The 18,226-nt window shown below is 59.5% G+C and carries 9 protein-coding genes and 2 pseudogenes; 6 read left to right on the top strand and 5 right to left on the bottom strand.

Features of this window, described 5'->3' with window-relative positions; genetic code table 11:
• Nucleotides 1-341: 341 nt before the first annotated feature.
• Nucleotides 342-1,826 (bottom strand): sodium/proline symporter PutP, encoded by a 1,485-nt coding sequence (gene putP, locus ACYZTX_RS03615; RefSeq protein WP_462032979.1) that lies wholly within the window; start codon nt 1,824-1,826, stop codon nt 342-344.
• A 464-nt stretch (nt 1,827-2,290) separates the two neighbouring features.
• Between putP and putA the strand changes: the two genes are divergently transcribed.
• Both putA and ACYZTX_RS03605 read left to right on the top strand, forming a co-directional pair.
• A complete protein-coding gene (gene putA, locus ACYZTX_RS03610; RefSeq protein WP_462032978.1) occupies nt 2,291-6,241 on the top strand; it encodes a trifunctional transcriptional regulator/proline dehydrogenase/L-glutamate gamma-semialdehyde dehydrogenase in 3,951 nt (1,316 codons plus the stop codon).
• A 218-nt stretch (nt 6,242-6,459) separates the two neighbouring features.
• Nucleotides 6,460-8,262 (top strand): acyl-CoA dehydrogenase, encoded by a 1,803-nt coding sequence (locus tag ACYZTX_RS03605; RefSeq protein ID WP_462032977.1) that lies wholly within the window; start codon nt 6,460-6,462, stop codon nt 8,260-8,262.
• A gap of 133 nt (nt 8,263-8,395) precedes the next feature.
• Here the strand turns inward: ACYZTX_RS03605 and ACYZTX_RS03600 are convergent, their stop codons facing one another.
• The 4 genes and pseudogenes from ACYZTX_RS03600 to ACYZTX_RS03585 all read right to left on the bottom strand — a co-directional run bounded on the left by ACYZTX_RS03600 (nt 8,396) and on the right by ACYZTX_RS03585 (nt 10,963).
• Nucleotides 8,396-9,127 (bottom strand): methyl-accepting chemotaxis protein, encoded by a 732-nt coding sequence (locus ACYZTX_RS03600; protein WP_462036982.1) that lies wholly within the window; start codon nt 9,125-9,127, stop codon nt 8,396-8,398.
• A gap of 135 nt (nt 9,128-9,262) precedes the next feature.
• A pseudogene (locus ACYZTX_RS03595) lies at nt 9,263-10,288 on the bottom strand (HAMP domain-containing protein); the annotation flags it as partial.
• 145 nt (nt 10,289-10,433) lie between these two features.
• Nucleotides 10,434-10,736: a cell division protein ZapA gene (locus ACYZTX_RS03590; RefSeq protein WP_462032976.1), complete on the bottom strand. Its 303-nt coding sequence runs from the start codon at nt 10,734-10,736 to the stop codon at nt 10,434-10,436.
• Complete coding sequence (locus ACYZTX_RS03585; RefSeq protein ID WP_462032975.1) at nt 10,733-10,963, bottom strand: hypothetical protein; 231 nt, start codon at nt 10,961-10,963, stop codon at nt 10,733-10,735. The genes ACYZTX_RS03590 and ACYZTX_RS03585 overlap by 4 nt, the downstream gene beginning before the upstream one ends.
• 209 nt (nt 10,964-11,172) lie before the next feature.
• On the opposite strand from ACYZTX_RS03585, the pseudogene ACYZTX_RS03580 reads away from it, so the two are divergent.
• The 4 genes and pseudogenes from ACYZTX_RS03580 to mscK form a co-directional block, all read left to right on the top strand.
• Nucleotides 11,173-12,009, top strand: a pseudogene (locus tag ACYZTX_RS03580) (MCP four helix bundle domain-containing protein); the annotation flags it as partial.
• Entirely contained in the window at nt 11,992-12,864 is an 873-nt protein-coding gene (locus tag ACYZTX_RS03575) for a methyl-accepting chemotaxis protein (RefSeq protein ID WP_461979566.1), read from the top strand. The pseudogene ACYZTX_RS03580 and the gene ACYZTX_RS03575, both read left to right, overlap by 18 nt.
• Before the next feature lie 198 nt (nt 12,865-13,062).
• Nucleotides 13,063-14,805, top strand: a complete 1,743-nt coding sequence (locus ACYZTX_RS03570; protein ID WP_462032974.1) for a potassium/proton antiporter — start codon at nt 13,063-13,065, stop codon at nt 14,803-14,805.
• A 34-nt stretch (nt 14,806-14,839) separates the two neighbouring features.
• On the top strand, nt 14,840-18,190 hold the full coding sequence (gene mscK, locus ACYZTX_RS03565; protein ID WP_462032973.1) for a mechanosensitive channel MscK: 3,351 nt from the start codon (nt 14,840-14,842) through the stop codon (nt 18,188-18,190).
• Nucleotides 18,191-18,226 lie beyond the last annotated feature (36 nt).

Below are 18,226 nucleotides of genomic sequence, written 5' to 3'. Positions count from 1 at the left end.
GCGGGCGATTCTGCATGAGCGGACAGGGGTGTTGAGGGAGGGACAGGAAAATCAGATTTGCCCTACTTTTTTAGAGATTTGTCCTTCAAAAATAAGTGTGTTTGGCTACAGACATCTCCTTCAAACCACCACCAACCACTGTGGGAGCGAGCCTGCTCGCGAATACGGTGTGTCATTCAGCATTGATGTCGACTGACACACCGCATTCGCGAGCAGGCTCGCTCCCACAGGGATTTCACAGCGTCTGGAGATTTGCGCGGTCCAAAAAAAACGGCCCGCGTCCAAAAGGAAGCGGGCCGTTTTCATGTTCAGCGAAAGGTCAGAGCATCAGCTCATCTCGATCACTTGTTCTGGCGGAAATCTGCCTCGGCAGCGGCGAAGCGCTGAAGCATGCCTTTAGTAGGCTCGCCCATTTTGCTGACGAAGTAGATCGCCAGGCTGGCGAAGATGAAACCAGGGATGATTTCGTACAGACCCAGCAGTTCGAAGTGTTTCCAGACGATCACGGTGATTGCGCCGACCAGGATGCCGGCCAGTGCGCCGTTACGGGTCATGTCTTTCCAGATCACGGAGATCAGGACAACCGGACCGAACGCAGCACCGAAACCAGCCCAGGCGTAGCTGACCAGGCCCAGTACGCGGTTTTCCGGGTTAGCGGCCATCGCGATGGCGATCAGGGCAACCAGCAGCACCATGGCGCGACCAACCCAGACCAGTTCAACCTGAGAAGCAGTTTTACGCAGGAAGGTTTTGTAGAAGTCTTCGGTCAGGGCGCTCGAGCACACCAGCAACTGGCAGCTCAGGGTGCTCATGACCGCAGCCAGAATGGCCGACAGCAGTACACCGGCGACCCATGGGTTGAACAGGATTTTGGCCAGTTCGATGAACACGCGCTCTGGGTTTTCGGTCACAGGACCGGCCAGGTCAGGGTGCGCCGAGAAGTAAGCGATACCGAAGAAACCTACAGCGACGGTGCCGCCCAGGCACAGGATCATCCAGGCCATGGAGATGCGACGTGCTTTAGCGATCGACTTGACCGAATCCGCGGCCATGAAACGCGCGAGGATGTGCGGCTGGCCGAAGTAGCCCAGGCCCCAGCCCATCAGCGAAATCACGCCGATGAACGTGGTGTTTTTCAGCATGTCGAAGTTGCTTGGATCTTGTGCTTCGATGGCCAGGAACGTGGTGTCAACGCCACCAGTAGCCAGCAACACGATGATCGGCGTCAGCAACAGGGCGAAGATCATCAACGTGGCTTGCACGGTGTCAGTCCAGCTCACTGCCAGGAAACCACCGACGAAGGTGTAGGCAATCGTCGCTGCAGCACCGGCCCACAGCGCCGTCTCGTAGGACATGCCGAAGGTGCTTTCAAACAGACGGGCACCCGCCACGATGCCAGAGGCGCAGTAGATGGTGAAGAACACCAGGATCACAACCGCCGAGATGATTCGCAGCAGGCCGCTTTTGTCTTCGAAACGGCTGGAGAAGTAATCCGGCAGGGTCAGCGCATCGCCGTTGTGCTCGGTCTGCACGCGCAGACGGCCCGCGACGAACAGCCAGTTCAGGTAAGCACCGATGATCAGGCCGATGGCGATCCAGCTTTCGGAGAGACCGGACATGTAGATAGCGCCCGGCAGGCCCATCAACAACCAGCCGCTCATGTCGGAAGCACCGGCAGAGAGTGCGGTCACGACACTGCCCAGGCTACGACCGCCCAGAATGTAGTCAGAAAGGTTATTGGTGGAGCGATAGGCCATGAAGCCGATCAGCACCATTGCTGCGATGTAGATCACGAAAGTGATCAGGGTTGGATTGCTAACGCTCATTAAGTTACGCCCTGGCTTTGTTTTTATGTAGCGGCGGTTTTTGTTAACCGCTCGCAAACGACGACGTTTGACAGACGATTATAGACCCGCGCATTTATGACTGATGTTTCCCCAGGAAAGCCATCAGCCGGTGCACCAGACTTTTGGAGTCCGGTTGCACCTTGGCCGCGAATGCTATTCAACAAAGCAAATAAGGTGCAACCAGTTTCTGGCGAATAAGTTGCACCTAGTCGGATTTATTTGCAAAACACGGTTTTTTGCTCCCTTTTAGTGCAGTCATGGCGCGTTGCTATAAGCAAAAGCACCAAGCAGGGGCGGTGCTTTCCTACCGGAATTTTTTTCCTGACGAGCTGCGTATTATTCCGTCAAAAAAAGGGTTGCACCCGGTTGCACCTCAGCTAACGCACAGCTAATCTTGCCGCAAGCTGATGCCGCGCGGTTGCGGCAAACATGAGGATAAAAATATGGCTACCACCACCCTTGGGGTCAAACTTGATGACCCGACCCGCGAGCGCCTGAAAGCAGCCGCGACCTCGATTGATCGCACGCCGCACTGGCTGATCAAGCAGGCAATTTTCAATTACCTGGAAAAACTCGAGGGTGGTGCAACCCTGACCGAGCTGAGCGGTTTGACCAAGGATTCCGACGACATCGTCGATGCGCCTCTGGATCACGCCCACCAGTGCTTCCTCGAGTTCGCCGAAAGCATCCTGCCGCAATCGGTGCTGCGCGCCTCGATCACTGCTGCTTACCGCCGCCCGGAACCTGAAGTGGTGCCAATGCTGATCGAACAGGCGCGTCTGCCTGCTGCGATGGCCGAAGCCACCAACAAGCTCGCTGCTTCGATTGCCGAGAAGCTGCGCAATCAAAAGAGCGCCGGCGGCCGTGCCGGAATTGTTCAGGGCCTGTTGCAGGAATTTTCCCTGTCGTCCCAGGAAGGCGTGGCGCTGATGTGCCTGGCCGAAGCGCTGCTGCGCATTCCGGACAAAGGCACGCGTGACGCCCTGATCCGCGACAAGATCAGTACCGGCAACTGGCACCCGCACTTGGGCAACAGCCCGTCGCTGTTCGTCAACGCTGCTACTTGGGGCTTGCTGCTGACCGGCAAACTGGTCGCCACCCACAACGAGGCCGGCCTGACGTCGTCCCTGAGCCGCATCATCGGCAAGAGCGGCGAGCCGATGATCCGCAAGGGCGTCGACATGGCCATGCGCCTGATGGGCGAGCAGTTTGTAACCGGCGAAACCATCGCCGAAGCCCTGGCCAATGCGAGCAAGTTCGAAGCCAAAGGTTTCCGCTATTCCTACGACATGCTGGGTGAAGCCGCACTCACCGAGCACGACGCCCAGAAGTACCTGGCCTCGTACGAGCAAGCCATCCATTCGATCGGCAAAGCGTCCCACGGTCGTGGGATTTATGAAGGCCCGGGCATTTCCATCAAACTCTCTGCACTGCACCCGCGTTACAGCCGTGCGCAGTACGAGCGTGTGATGGACGAGCTGTACCCGCGCCTGCTATCGCTGACCCTGCTGGCCAAGCAATACGACATCGGCCTGAACATCGACGCCGAAGAAGCCGACCGCCTCGAGCTGTCGCTGGATCTGCTGGAGCGCCTGTGCTTCGAGCCGCAACTGACCGGCTGGAACGGCATCGGTTTCGTCATCCAGGCCTACCAGAAGCGTTGCCCGTACGTGATCGACTACGTGATCGACCTGGCTCGCCGCAGCCGTCATCGCCTGATGATTCGTCTGGTGAAAGGCGCGTACTGGGACAGCGAAATCAAGCGCGCCCAGGTCGAAGGCCTGGAAGGCTATCCGGTCTACACCCGCAAGGTGTACACCGACGTTTCCTACATCGCCTGCGCCCGCAAACTGTTGTCGGTGCCGGAAGTTATCTACCCGCAATTCGCTACGCATAACGCCCACACCCTGTCGGCCATTTACCACATCGCGGGTCAGAACTATTACCCCGGTCAGTACGAGTTCCAGTGCCTGCACGGCATGGGCGAACCGCTGTACGAACAGGTTGTAGGCAAAGTTTCCGAAGGCAAGTTGAACCGTCCGTGCCGCGTGTACGCACCGGTCGGCACTCACGAAACACTGTTGGCGTACCTGGTACGTCGTCTGCTGGAAAACGGCGCGAACACCTCGTTCGTCAACCAGATAGCCGATCAATCCATCTCGATTCAGGCGCTGGTGGCCGATCCAGTGGCCAGCATCGAGCAGATGGCGACGCTGGAAGGCGGCTTCGGCCTGCCGCACCCGCGTATCCCACTGCCGCGTGATCTTTATGGTGCCGAGCGCGCCAACTCCAGCGGCATCGACATGGCCAACGAACATCGTCTGGCTTCGCTGTCCTGTGCTTTGCTGGCCACTGCTCACAACCACTGGAAAGCGGCGCCGATGCTCGGTTGCGCCTCCAGCACTGAAACCCCTGCGCCAGTCCTGAACCCGTCCGATCTGCGTGACGTGGTCGGCCATGTGCAAGAAGCCACTGTCGAAGACGTCGACAACGCGATCCAGTGCGCCCTGAACGCCGCACCGATCTGGCAGGCCACTCCGCCCGCCGAACGCGCCGCGATTCTGGAACGTGCCGCTGACTTGATGGAAGGCGAGATCCAGCCGCTGATGGGCCTGTTGGCTCGCGAAGCCGGCAAGACCTTCGCCAACGCCATCGCCGAAGTGCGTGAAGCGGTGGACTTCCTGCGTTATTACGCGGTGCAGGCTCGCAACGATTTCACCAATGACGCCCACCGCCCACTGGGTCCGGTCGTGTGCATCAGCCCGTGGAACTTCCCGCTGGCGATCTTCAGTGGCCAAGTCGCGGCAGCACTGGCCGCCGGTAACCCGGTACTGGCCAAGCCTGCGGAACAAACCCCGCTGGTGGCGGCTCAAGCCGTGCGCTTGCTGCTCGAAGCCGGGATTCCGGTAGGCGTGCTGCAATTGCTGCCGGGCCGAGGCGAAACCGTTGGCGCCCGTCTGGTCGGTGACGATCGGGTCAAAGGCGTGATGTTCACCGGTTCCACCGAGGTTGCGCGTCTGTTGCAACGCAACGTCGCCGGCCGCCTGGATGCACAGGGTCGTCCGATTCCGCTGATCGCTGAAACCGGCGGCCAGAACGCGATGATCGTCGACTCCTCGGCCCTGACCGAACAGGTTGTGATCGACGTGGTGTCGTCGGCTTTCGACAGCGCCGGTCAACGTTGCTCGGCGCTGCGCGTCTTGTGCTTGCAGGAAGATTCCGCTGACCGTGTCATCGAAATGCTCAAAGGTGCCATGGCTGAATGCCGTCTCGGCAACCCTGAGCGTCTGTCCGTGGACATCGGCCCGGTGATCGACGCCGAAGCCAAGGCAGGCATCGAGAAGCACATCCAGGCCATGCGCGACAAAGGTCGCAGTGTGTACCAGGTGGCAATCGCCAATACCGAAGAAGTCAAACGCGGCACCTTCGTGATGCCGACGTTGATCGAGCTGGAAAGCTTCGACGAACTGCAACGTGAGATCTTCGGCCCGGTGTTGCACGTGGTTCGCTACAAGCGCAAAGACATCGATCAGCTGATTGGCCAGATCAACGCTTCCGGTTACGGCCTGACGCTGGGCGTGCACACGCGCATCGACGAGACCATCGCCAAGGTGATCGACAACGTCAACGCCGGTAACGTCTATGTGAACCGCAACATTGTCGGTGCTGTGGTTGGCGTGCAGCCGTTCGGTGGAGAAGGTCTGTCGGGTACTGGCCCGAAAGCCGGCGGTCCGCTGTACATGTATCGCCTGCTGTCGACGCGTCCTACCGGTGCGATCGAACAGTCCTTCGCTCGCGGTGATGCCATCGCAGCACCGGACGTTCGTCTGCGTGATGCCATGAGCAAACCGCTGACTGCCCTGAAGGCCTGGGCCGACAGTAACAAGTTCGCTGACCTGAGCGCCCTGTGCGTGCAGTTCGCGGCGCAATCGCAAAGCGGGATCACCCGTGTACTGGCGGGCCCGACCGGCGAGCGCAACAGCTACGCCATCCTGCCGCGTGAGCACGTGCTGAGCCTGGCGGAAGTCGAAGGCGATCTGCTGACTCAACTGGCGGCGGTATTGGCTGTTGGCGGTTCGGCGGTGTGGCCGGAAGCTGACTTGAGCAAGGCATTGTTCGCACGCCTGCCGAAGGAAGTTCAGGCGCGGATCAAGCTGGTTTCCGACTGGAGCAAGGACGAAGTGGTGTTTGATGCGGTTCTGCATCATGGCCACTCCGATCAGCTGCGCGCGGTTTGCCAGCAAGTGGCCAAGCGTGCTGGCGCGATTGTCGGGGTTCATGGCTTGTCGCAAGGCGAAACCAACATTGCGCTGGAGCGCCTGGTGATTGAGCGGGCGTTGAGTGTTAACACGGCTGCGGCGGGTGGTAATGCCAGCCTGATGACTATCGGCTAAACCGCAACAAGACCGGGCACCCGCAATGGGTGTCCGGTGTTTTAGAAGCAAGATCAAAAGATCGCAGCCTTCGGCAGCTCCTACAGGGGATCGTGTTTCTCTGTAGGAGCTGCCGAAGGCTGCGATCTTTTGCTTCTCCATCACCAAGATCAATCATCCTGTTCACCCCGCCCTTGCCACGCCTAGACTCGGTCCATTCCAAAAAAAGGTAGGCCGACATGTCCGAGACGTTGCTCAGTTCCCGCAATCTGGCTTTCGAGCTGTATGAAGTCCTCGATGCCGAAGGCCTGACCCAGCGCGAGCGTTTCGCCGAGCACAACCGCGAGACCTTCGACGCTGCCATCGGCACTGCCCGCAACATCGCCGAGAAGTTCTTCGCCCCGCACAATCGCAAGGGCGACGAGAACGAGCCGCGCTACGAGAACGGTCAGGCGATTCTGATTCCGGAAGTAAAACCGGCGGTGGATGCCTTCCTCGAAGCCGGTTTCCTCAACGCGGCGCGCAGTTTCGATGCGGGAGGCATGCAACTTCCTACGCTGTTGTCCCAAGCCTGTTTCGCTCACTTCCAATCGGCCAATGCGGCGTCGACCTCTTATCCATTCCTGACCATGGGCGCGGCGAACCTGATCGAAAGCTTTGGTACAGATGAGCAGAAGCAGCGCTTCCTGCAGCCGATGATCGATGGCCGCTTCTTCGGCACCATGGCCCTGACCGAGCCGCATGCCGGCTCGTCGCTGTCGGATATTCGTACCCGCGCCGAGCCTGCGTCTGACGGCACCTATCGCCTGAAGGGCAACAAGATTTTCATTTCCGGCGGCGATCACCCGCTGTCTGAAAACATCGTGCACATGGTGCTGGCGAAGCTGCCGGACGCACCGGCCGGGGTGAAGGGTATTTCGCTGTTCATCGTGCCCAAGTTTTTGGTCAACGATGACGGCAGTCTGGGCAAACGTAACGACGTGCTGCTGGCCGGGTTGTTTCATAAAATGGGCTGGCGCGGCACCACCTCCACCGCGCTGAATTTCGGCGATAACGGCGAGTGTGTCGGCTACCTCGTGGGCAAGCCGCACCACGGCCTGAGCTACATGTTCCAGATGATGAACGAGGCGCGGATCGGCGTCGGCATGGGTGCGGTGATGCTCGGTTACGCCGGTTATCTGTATTCCCTGGAGTACGCCCGCGAACGTCCGCAAGGTCGCGTGCCGGACAGCAAGGACCCGAACACTGCGCCGGTGGCGATCATTCAGCACGCGGACGTCAAGCGCATGCTGCTGACGCAAAAGGCCTACGTCGAAGGTTCGTTCGATCTGGGGCTGTATGCGGCGCGATTATTGGACGACACCACGACCCTTGAGAGCGAAGCCGAACGCAAGCAGGCCCATGAGTTGCTGGATCTGCTGACGCCGATCGTTAAATCCTGGCCATCGGAGTTCTGCCTGAAGGCCAACGAACTGGCGATCCAGATTCTGGGCGGCCACGGCTACACCCGCGAGTATCCGGTGGAGCAGTACTACCGCGATAACCGCCTGAACCCGATCCATGAAGGCACCCACGGCATTCAGTCGCTGGACCTGTTGGGCCGCAAACTGGCGCAGAACGGTGGCGCGGGCTTGAAGCAGCTGATCCGCCTGATTGCCAACACCGCCGAGCGCGCCCAGGCATACGAAACGCTGACAGCGCTGCGTGAGCCGTTGGAGAAACTGGTGGCGCGCTTGCAAACGGTGACCATTGGCCTGCTGACGGATCTGGGCCAGGGCAAGGTCAACAGCAGCCTGGCGAACTCGGCGCTGTATTTGAAAGTGTTCGGGCACACGGTGATTGGCTGGCGCTGGCTGGAACAGGCGATTCGCGCTGAGGAAGGGTTGGCCAAGGGTAATGCGGCGGATGTGAGCTTCTATAAAGGCAAGCTACAGGCAGCGCGGTATTTTCTGACATGGGAAGTGCCGGGGTGTCACCATGAGCTGGCGATTCTTGAGGCGCGGGATGATGTGTGCCTTGGGATGCAGGATGAGTGGTTTTGATCTGACATAGATTTGTGTAACGGCCACAAAAAAGATCGCAGCCTCGTTTCCCTCGACAGCTCCTACAAAGGATCCGCGTAAACCTGTAGGAGCTGTCGAGTGAAACGAGGCTGCGATTTTTGATCTTGATCTGTTAACTCAGCTTGAACCCACCCATCTGCCGCGCCAAATCATCCGCCAACCGCTTCAGCGTCTGACAATCCTCACGACAAGCCCTGACTTCCCCGGCCGTTGCCCGGGCCAAATCGGAAATCCCCTGCACGTTGCGATTGATCTCTTCGGTCACCGCCGACTGCTCTTCCGTCGCCGTCGCCACCTGATGGTTCATGTCGCTGATCCGCTCGACCTGCCCGGTAATCGCCGTTAACGACGCCCCGGTGCGCTGGCTCGACTCAACCCCAGTGCCCGTCGCCGCCTGCCCGGAATGCATCGACGAGACCGCATTCTCCGCGCCTTGCTTGAGGCTGCCGATCATCTGCTGAATCTCATCAGTCGACGACTGCGTCCGCCGCGCCAACGTGCGCACTTCATCCGCCACTACCGCAAACCCGCGCCCCATGTCCCCGGCCCGCGCTGCTTCGATGGCCGCGTTGAGCGCGAGCAAATTGGTCTGTTCGGAGATCCCGCGAATCACCGCCAACACCTGATCAATGGACGCCACTTGAAGGGCCAGCTCACCCACCGCACTGGCAGCGAGGCCGATTTCGGCGGACATGCTTTCAATATGCCGAATCGACCCGCCCACCACTTCTCGCGCCTGCATCGCTTCATCGCGGGCAGTCTGTGAAGCCACCGCCGCATTGCCGGCGTTTTGGGCGATTTCCTGCACCGTCAGGCCCATTTCATGGACGGCGGTGGCGACCATGTCGGTCATTTCCTGCTGACGGCCGGAACGTTCGGCAGTGTTGTCCACCACCCGCGCCACCTGGCCGACGGCCGTGCGTAAACGCTCGCTGGTGGTCAGCACTTCGCCGATCATGTCGCGCTGACTTTCCAGGAACCGATTGAAACCACGCGCCAGGTCACCCAACTCATCGGCGCGACTGGAATCTAACCTGTGGGTCAAATCTCCCCCACCGCTACCGATTGCTACCAGCGCTGCTGTTACCTGACGGATCGGCCGCACCAATCCCCGGGCCAGCAACACCACCAGAGCCAGGCAAACCAGCGCCACCACCAGGCCGATGCCACTGCTCATCCACATCGCGCGGCGTGCTTCGGCGTAGATCTGCGACTGCGGCACTTCGGCCACCAGCGTCCAGCCCAGATCACGCAGCGGCAGGCTCAGCGCCAGATAATCTTCGCCATCGCGAACAAAGCTACTGTTGGTGGCAACTTTTTGACCCATCACCGCTTGTGCGGCAGTTGCACCAATTTGCTCGGCCAACGTGCGTTTGCCGCTGAATTGCGCCTCGGGATGAACCTGGATCAAACCGTCGGAACGCACGAGATAGACCTTGCCGCGCTCACCGAAGTTGAAATTGTGGATCAGCTCCGACAGCTCTTTCATGCTCAGGCCAAGCCCGGCGACGCCCACGACTTTACCGGCCTGTTCGACCTTGAGGTCGATGAACAGCGCCAATTCACCGGTCGCGGTGTCATTGTCGATATTGAGGGTGCGCGGCTGATTGCTGTCGAGAAACGAGTAGAACCAGGCGTCTTTGGGGTTGGAACGGCTGAGGGTCCGGTCCAGGCCTTTTTCAGAGAAGTAGTTGCTTGAGGCAGTGCCGACGATCAGCGCGGTAAAAGCTTTGTGCTCGGCGCGGATGCCTTCCAGATACTGCACGAACGTGGCGGTCTGGGCACTGTTTTCACCCCCTGCGAGCCAGTCGCGCACCATGCTGTTGCTGGCGATGTCCTTGGCGGCGGTGAGGGGTTGAACGAGGATTCGTTCGATGTCGTTGCGCATCGCTTCGATGCTCGACGGTAGCGCTTGTTCGACCAGGTAACTCTGGGCGAGACGGTTGACCACGAGGGTATAAACGCCAACCACGATCAGAATACTGACCAGCAGGGCGGTGCCCATACTCAGGATCAACTGCCATTGAATACTGCGTCGCCAGAACTGCATGGAGCACCCCCAAAGAATAAGAGGCTGAAACACTGCAACAGCCATGCCGATTGTATACAACGCAAACGACAATTTATTCTTCGGTTGTGCGCAAAGCCGATCAGGCCTGATTGATCGTCTTGGAGATCACTTCAACCGTGGCGCTGACTTGCTCTTGGTAACGGTCGAGTTCCTGCTTGTGCTGTTTCTGCATGTCGATCTGCTGGGAGCACAGATTCATCGCCGCCAGCACCAGCAAGCGGTCACCGATCAGCGTCGGGTACTTCTTTTTGGTGTCGGCCAGGGCAGCCTTCAGCATTAATGCGGCGTCCAGCAGGGTTTGCTCTTCCCCGGCCGGCGCCTTGATCGAATAGTCCTCCCCCAGGATCGAGACGACTTTTACCCCTGCGGCGCCTTCACTCATGCGCTGACAGGGCCGGCGCTGACGCGCTCAACCAGGGCCTGGATGCGTGCGGCGGTGGCACCTTGTTTCTCTTCCTGTTCCATCAGGCTCAGTTGCAGGCTTTCGTTTTCATCCTTGGCCTGAGCCAATTCTGCGCTCAGGGTTTGGTTGGTGCCGAGCAGGGTCTGGTTCTGTTGCACCAGGTCGCTGACCAGCTGTTCCAATTGGCTTAGGGTTGCTTCCAACATTTTGATTTTCCAAGCATTTTCAAAGGGCGCGTACGATAAAGAAAAGTCACCACGGATGCCAGGGTTAATCAGGCGCAAGGCCTTGATTTTGCTGGCGGGCGACCTTCCTCGCGAACTTTAAAGACTGTGATTGGCGGATCTGGTTCCTGCACTTCGTCGCCCGGGCGGGCGTGCGACAAATACCCGCAGGGGCTCAAGACTTTAGTCGTATGACCGATAAGTCACCCATACGTCAGTCTCAGCGCGGCACGGATGCGCTCTTTTCGGTAAATACCATGTCCCTTCGTAATATGAATATCGCACCGCGGGCGTTCCTCGGCTTCACCCTGATTGGCGGTTTGATGCTGGTTTTGGGGGTATTTGCCTTGAACCAGATGAGCAAGATTCGCGGCGCCGGTGAAGACATCGCCTCCATGAGTGTGCCGAGCATTAAGAGCCTCGACGAATTCACTCAGCTCTCACTGCGCCTGCGGGTGCTGTCTTACCGTTTGCTGGTGAACCGCGAACCTGATGTTCAACAGAAGACTATTGACCTGTTCGACCTGCGCAACCAGCAGATCCGCGAGGCGCAGAAAGCCTATGAGCCGCTGATCGATGGTCCGGAAGAACGCGGCGCTTACGATAAGTACGTGCAGTTGCTGGCGCAGTATCGTCAGCTTGAAGAGCGGATGAAGACGTTCTCGCGCAACAATCAGGTCGACGACCTGCGCAAGATGCTGAACACCGAGTTGCTCGCCAACTCCGAAGAGGTCAACGCGGCCCTCGCGAAGCTGCTGGAGATCAACACCCAGCAAATCGAGGAAACTGACCAGCGCGCCGGCGATCAGTATTCGACGTCGTTCAATCTGGTGATCACTTTGCTGGTCATCGCCAGCGGCCTGACCTTGCTTTTCGCCTGGTTGCTGACCAACAGCATCACCAAGCCGATCGCCAACGCCCTGAGCGCCGCCGAAGAAATTGCCGAAGGCAACCTGACTCGCCCGATCACAGTCGACGGTGAGGACGAAGCCGGCCGTTTGCTGCTGGCCATGTCGAAGATGCAGGACAAGCTGCGTGACACCCTGCAACGGATTTCCGGCTCTGCCACGCAACTGGCGTCTGCCGCTGAAGAGCTCAACAGTGTCACCGACGAAAGCGCCCGTGGCCTGACCCAGCAGAACAACGAAATCGAACAGGCAGCCACCGCTGTCAATGAAATGACCAGCGCCGTGGAAGAAGTCGCGCGCAATGCCGTCAGCACTTCCGAAGCCTCGAAAAACGCCACCACCTCTGCCGGTGATGGTCGCGACCTTGTGCAGGAAACCGTCAGCGCCATCGAACGCATGAGCGCCGACGTCCAGAGCACCGCGACCCTGATTGGCGACCTGGCCAACGAGTCCCGTGACATCGGCAAAGTGCTGGACGTGATTCGCGGCCTGGCTGACCAGACCAACTTGCTGGCGTTGAACGCGGCCATCGAAGCAGCCCGTGCCGGTGAAGCCGGTCGTGGTTTCGCCGTGGTAGCTGACGAAGTTCGTGCCCTGGCCCATCGTACTCAGCAGTCGACCAGCGAAATCGAACGCATGATCGGCAGCATCCAGAGCGGCACCGAGCACGCGGTGGATTCGATGCGCAACAGCACCGAGCGCGCCGAGTCGACGTTAAACATTGCTCGTGGCGCTGGCATATCGCTGGACACCATTAACAGTGCGATCGTCGAAATCAACGAACGCAACCTGGTGATCGCCAGCGCCGCCGAAGAGCAGGCGCAGGTGGCCCGCGAAGTGGACCGCAATCTGGTGAACATTCGTGATCTGTCGGTGCAGTCGGCGACCGGGGCGAATCAGACGAGTGCTGCCAGCAATGAGTTGTCGCGGTTGGCGCTGGACCTGAACAATATGGTTGGGCGGTTTAGCCTTTAACCCCAAAAGCAAAAAGATCGCAGCCTTCGGCAGCTCCTACAGGATGTACGTTGATCCAATGTAGGAGCTGCCGCAGGCTGCGATCTTTTGATCTGCAAAAGCTTTTTGACAGCATCACATTTCAACAGGTTAGAATCGCTGGCACGCAGACTGCATGGTCAGTTTGTGCCCGCCTTTCTGCTTTCTGGAGTACTGCCTTTGAATGCGACGACCATCAACAGCCTGTTCTTGATCGGCGCGTTGCTGGTAGGTGCGAGCATTCTGGTGAGCTCACTTTCATCGCGCCTCGGTATCCCGATTCTGGTGATCATCCTCGCGGTGGGCATGTCGGCCGGCGTCGACGGTGCCGGCATTGTTTTTGATAACTACCCAACGGCTTATCTGGTCGGCAACCTCGCCCTGGCCGTCATCCTGCTCGACGGCGGCTTGCGCACCCGGGTTTCCAGCTTCCGCGTGGCGTTATGGCCGGCGCTGTCGCTAGCGACGGTCGGGGTGTTGATTACCACCGGGCTGACCGGCATGGCAGCCGCCTGGTTGTTCAACCTGAACCTGATCCAGGGACTGCTGATCGGCGCTATCGTCGGCTCCACCGACGCCGCGGCGGTGTTCTCGCTGCTCGGCGGCAAAGGCTTGAACGAACGGGTCACCGCCACCCTCGAGATAGAGTCCGGCAGCAACGACCCGATGGCGGTGTTCCTCACCGTAACCCTGATCGACATGCTCGCCAGCGGCCAGACCGGTCTGCACTGGAGCCTGCTCGGGCACTTTATGCGTGAATTCGGTATCGGTGCCGTCATCGGCCTGGGTGGCGGCTGGGTCATGCTGCAACTGGTCAACCGTATCCACTTGGCCACCGGCCTTTATCCGATTCTGGTCATTGCCGGCGGGTTGGTCGTGTTTGCCCTGACCAACGCCTTGCACGGCAGCGGCTTTTTGGCGGTGTACCTGTGCGGCCTGGTCATCGGCAACCGCCCGGTGCGCAGCCGCCACGGCATTTTGCACATGCTCGATGGCATGGCCTGGCTGGCGCAAATCGGCATGTTCCTGGTGCTGGGGTTGCTGGTGACGCCCCATGACTTGTTGCCGATTGCCCTGCCCGCTCTGGGTCTGGCGCTGTGGATGATTCTGTTTGCCCGGCCGTTGTCGGTGATGGTCGGTCTGCTGCCGTTCAAGGCGTTCCATGGGCGCGAGAAAGCGTTCATTTCCTGGGTCGGGTTACGCGGCGCGGTCCCGATCATTCTGGCGGTGTTCCCGCTGATGGCCGGCCTGCCCAACGCCCAGCTCTACTTCAACCTCGCGTTCTTTATCGTGTTGGTGTCGCTGCTGGTGCAGGGTACGAGCCTGCCATGGGTGGCGAAGCTTTTGAAAGTGACCGTTCCGCCGGAGCCTGCGCCGATCTCCCGCGCCGCCCTGGAAGTGCACGTCACCAGTGAGTGGGAGCTGTTCGTTTATCGCCTCGGCGCCGAGAAATGGTGCATCGGCTCGCCCCTTCGGGAACTGAAAATGCCCGAAGGCACTCGCATTGCAGCCCTGTTTCGTGGCCAGCAACTGCTCCATCCGTCGGGTAGTACGGCGCTCGAAGTCGATGATTTGCTGTGTGTAATCGGTCATGAACACAACCTTCCGGCCCTCGGAAAACTCTTCAGTCAGGCACCGCAACGAGGCCTCGATTTGCGCTTCTTTGGCGACTTCGTACTTGAAGGAGACGCCCAGCTGGCCGCGGTTGCTGCGTTGTACGGATTAAAAGTGGAAGGCATCGACCCGGACATGTCCCTGGGCCATTTCATTGCCCAGAAAGTGGGCGGTGCACCCGTGGTCGGTGACCAGGTGGAGTGGAACAATACCATTTGGACCATCGCGGTCATGGAAGGGAACAAGATCGGCAAAGTGGGCGTCAGATTTCCCGAAGGAAGTCGCCCGGGTCCGGGCTTGTTCCTCTAAACTCCACTCTTCGTCTCGTTTTCGATCGGTCTCTATGTCAACCCTGCGCACCTTTTTCATCATCGCCCTGCTGGGCTTGAGTCTTTCTGTCGGTACAGTGCAAGCGGCCGAACCTCCGTCCAGCGAAGCCGTGCAGGCGAACCTGAACAAGATCGCCGACCGCAAACTGCCGGAAGCCGATCAGAAAGCCCTGCAAACCATCCTGCAAAACACGCTGACACAACTCAACAACCAGCGTGATTACGAGCAGAAGCTGGCCGATCTCAAACGGCAACTGGCCAGCGCCCCGAAGCAGAACATCGAGAACCAGCGAGAACTGACCAAGCTCAAAGCCACTAACGTGTTGCCGGTACCGCAACGCTATGCCAAAGAGTCTATTCAGCAACTGGAGCAGATGCTCACTGAGCGCTCCACCCAGCAAAGCGATCTGCAGAAGTCCCTGGCCGACGCCAACAGTCTGGTCACTACCGCCCAGACCCGCCCCGAGCGCGCCCAGGCCGAAATTTCTACCAGCCAGACACGCATCCAGCAGATCAACAACATCCTCAAGGCCGGCAAGGACAACGGCAAGACCTTGACCCCCGAGCAACGCGACCTGCTCAACGCCGAGCTCGCGGCGCTGAATGCCCTGATCCCGTTGCGTCGCCAGGAACTGGCCGGCAACAACCAACTGCAGGACCTGGGTAACAGCCAGCATGGATTGCTCTCGGAAAAATCCGATCGCCAGGATAAGGAAATCCAGGAGCTACAAACCCTGATCAACCAGAAGCGTCTGGCGCAGTCCCAAGAGACCGTGACGCAGCAGTCCATCGAAGCGCAGAAGTCTGGCGGCAGCACGCTGCTGGCCACCGAAAGCGCGGCTAATCTGAAGCTCTCGGACTACCTGCTCAAAAGCACTGACCGCCTCAACGAAGTCACTCAGCAGAACCTGCAGACCAAGCAGCAGCTGGACAACGTGACCCAAAGCGATTCGGCGCTGGATGAGCAAATCAACGTGCTCAAGGGCAGTCTGCTGCTCTCCAAGATCCTCTATAAACAGAAACAGGCCCTGCCGCGCCTCAAGCTCGACCGCGACCTGGCCGACCAGATCGCCGACATTCGCCTTTATCAATTCGAAGTCAGCCAGCAACGGGAACTGCTCAGCAACCCGGCCACTTACGTCGACAATCTGCTGTCTACCCAGCCGCCGGAGCAAGTCACCCCGCCGCTGCGCAAGAGCCTGATGGAGCTGGCCACGACCCGCTTCGACCTGCTGGAGCGGTTGAACCGCGAACTGAGCGCGGTGCTCAACGAATCCATCACCCTGCAACTCAATCAGAAACAATTGCTCAGCACCGCGCAAAGCCTGCGGGCGACACTCGATGAGCAAATGTTCTGGATTCCCAGCAACAAGCCGCTGGACCTGGAATGGATGCGCGCCGTGCCGGAGCGCCTGGAACGTCAGGTCACCACGCTGCCGTGGGCTTCCAGCCTGAGCGAATTGAGTGATGGCCTGACCCAGCGGCCGTTGCTGTTCCTGCCGCTGGCGTTGCTGATCGGTGCCCTGTTGTGGCGGCGCAAGAACCTCTATGCCCGACTGAACAAGGTTCACCAGGACATCGGCCACTTCAAGCGCGACAGCCAGTGGCACACGCCGCAGGCGATTCTGATCAACATTCTGCTGGCGATGCCGGTCTCTCTGGGCCTGGCCTTGTGTGGCCTGGCCTTGCAGATCGACGCTCGCGGGCAAAACGCCAACATGGGCGCGGCGCTGCTGCAAATGGCTCAGGCCTGGCTGGTGTTCTACACCGCTTACCGGATCCTCGCACCAGGCGGCGTGGCCGAACTGCATTTCCGCTGGGAAAAACCTCAGGTCGAGTTCCTTCAGGGCTGGGTCCGTCGACTCGGGCTGGTGGTGATCGCATTGGTCGCCGTGGTGGCGGTTGCCGAACTGCAACCCGCGACCCTGGCCGATGACGTGCTTGGCATGCCGGTGGTGTTGACCTGCTACGCCTTGATGGCCTGGCTGCTAAGTCGCCTGCTGATCAGCAGCCCGACGCACCAGAACGCTTCGCTGTTCCGCAAAGCCGTCGGGGTCATGTTCACCGTCCTGCCGGTCGCGTTATTCGTGGCGGTGTGCTTCGGCTATTACTACACCGCGCTGAAGCTCAGCGACCGGTTGATCAACACCCTGTACCTGCTGATGTTCTGGCTGGTGATTGAAGCCACCTTCGTGCGCGGCCTCAGCGTGGCGGCACGCCGTCTGGCCTACCAGCGCGCCCTGGCCAAACGCCAGGCCGCGAAAGAGGCTGGCGACGGTGAAGCGGTGATCGAAGAGCCCACACTGGATATCGAGAAGGTCAACGAGCAGTCCCTGCGCCTGATCCGTCTGGCACTGCTTGGCGGTTTCATCGCGGCGTTGTACTGGGTCTGGTCCGATCTGATCTCGGTGTTTTCGTACCTGGATAACATCACCCTCTACGAATACACCAGCGGCACCGGCGCCAACATGAGCATGGTGCCGATCAGCATTGGCGACATGCTCGGCGCGGTGATCATCATCGGCATTACCTTCGCCCTCGCGCGCAACTTGCCGGGCCTGCTGGAAGTGTTGGTGTTGTCGAAACTGAACCTCGCTCAGGGCAGTGCGTACGCCACCACCACGTTGCTGTCTTACGTGATCGCTGGTGTCGGTTTCGTCTCGACCCTGTCGACGCTCGGCGTGAGCTGGGACAAGTTGCAATGGCTGGTGGCGGCGCTATCGGTAGGTCTCGGTTTCGGGATGCAGGAAATCTTCGCGAACTTCATCTCCGGGATCATGATCCTGTTCGAACGCCCGGTGCGGATCGGCGACACCATTACCATCGGCAACCTGTCGGGCACGGTGAGCAAGATCCGCATCCGCGCCACGACTATCACCGACTTCGACCGCAAGGACATTATTGTCCCGAACAAGACGTTCATCACCGGGCAGCTGATCAACTGGTCCCTGACCGACACCATCACCCGGGTGACCCTCAAGCTCGGCGTCGATTACGGCTCGGACCTGGACCTGGTCAAGGAATTGCTGCTCAAGGCTGCCCGTGAAAACCCACGTGTGCTGAAGGATCCCGAGCCTCACGTGTACTTCCTGAACTTCGGCGAAAGCACCCTCGATCATGAACTGCGCATGCATGTGCGCGACCTCGGCGACCGTAACCCGGTGCTCGATGAGGTCAACCGCTTCATCAACCGCGAGTTCAAGAAACAGCACATCAACATCTCGTTCCGGCAGATGGAGGTTTACCTCAAGAACATCCAGGGTCAGGAATACAGGATGGTGCCGGTCGACCCGGAAGCCAAAACCATTGCGCCTAAGCCGGATGGTCAAGTGCCTCAAGAGCCACCGGCCGCCAAACTCGACTAACCGCCCTATCCCTAGCAGAATGCTCGGACATTCTGC

The sequence above is a fragment of the Pseudomonas sp. MDT1-17 genome (assembly GCF_054898105.1).
Note: the sequence above shows the minus strand (reverse complement) of the source record. Positions and strands in the feature narration are given on the sequence as shown.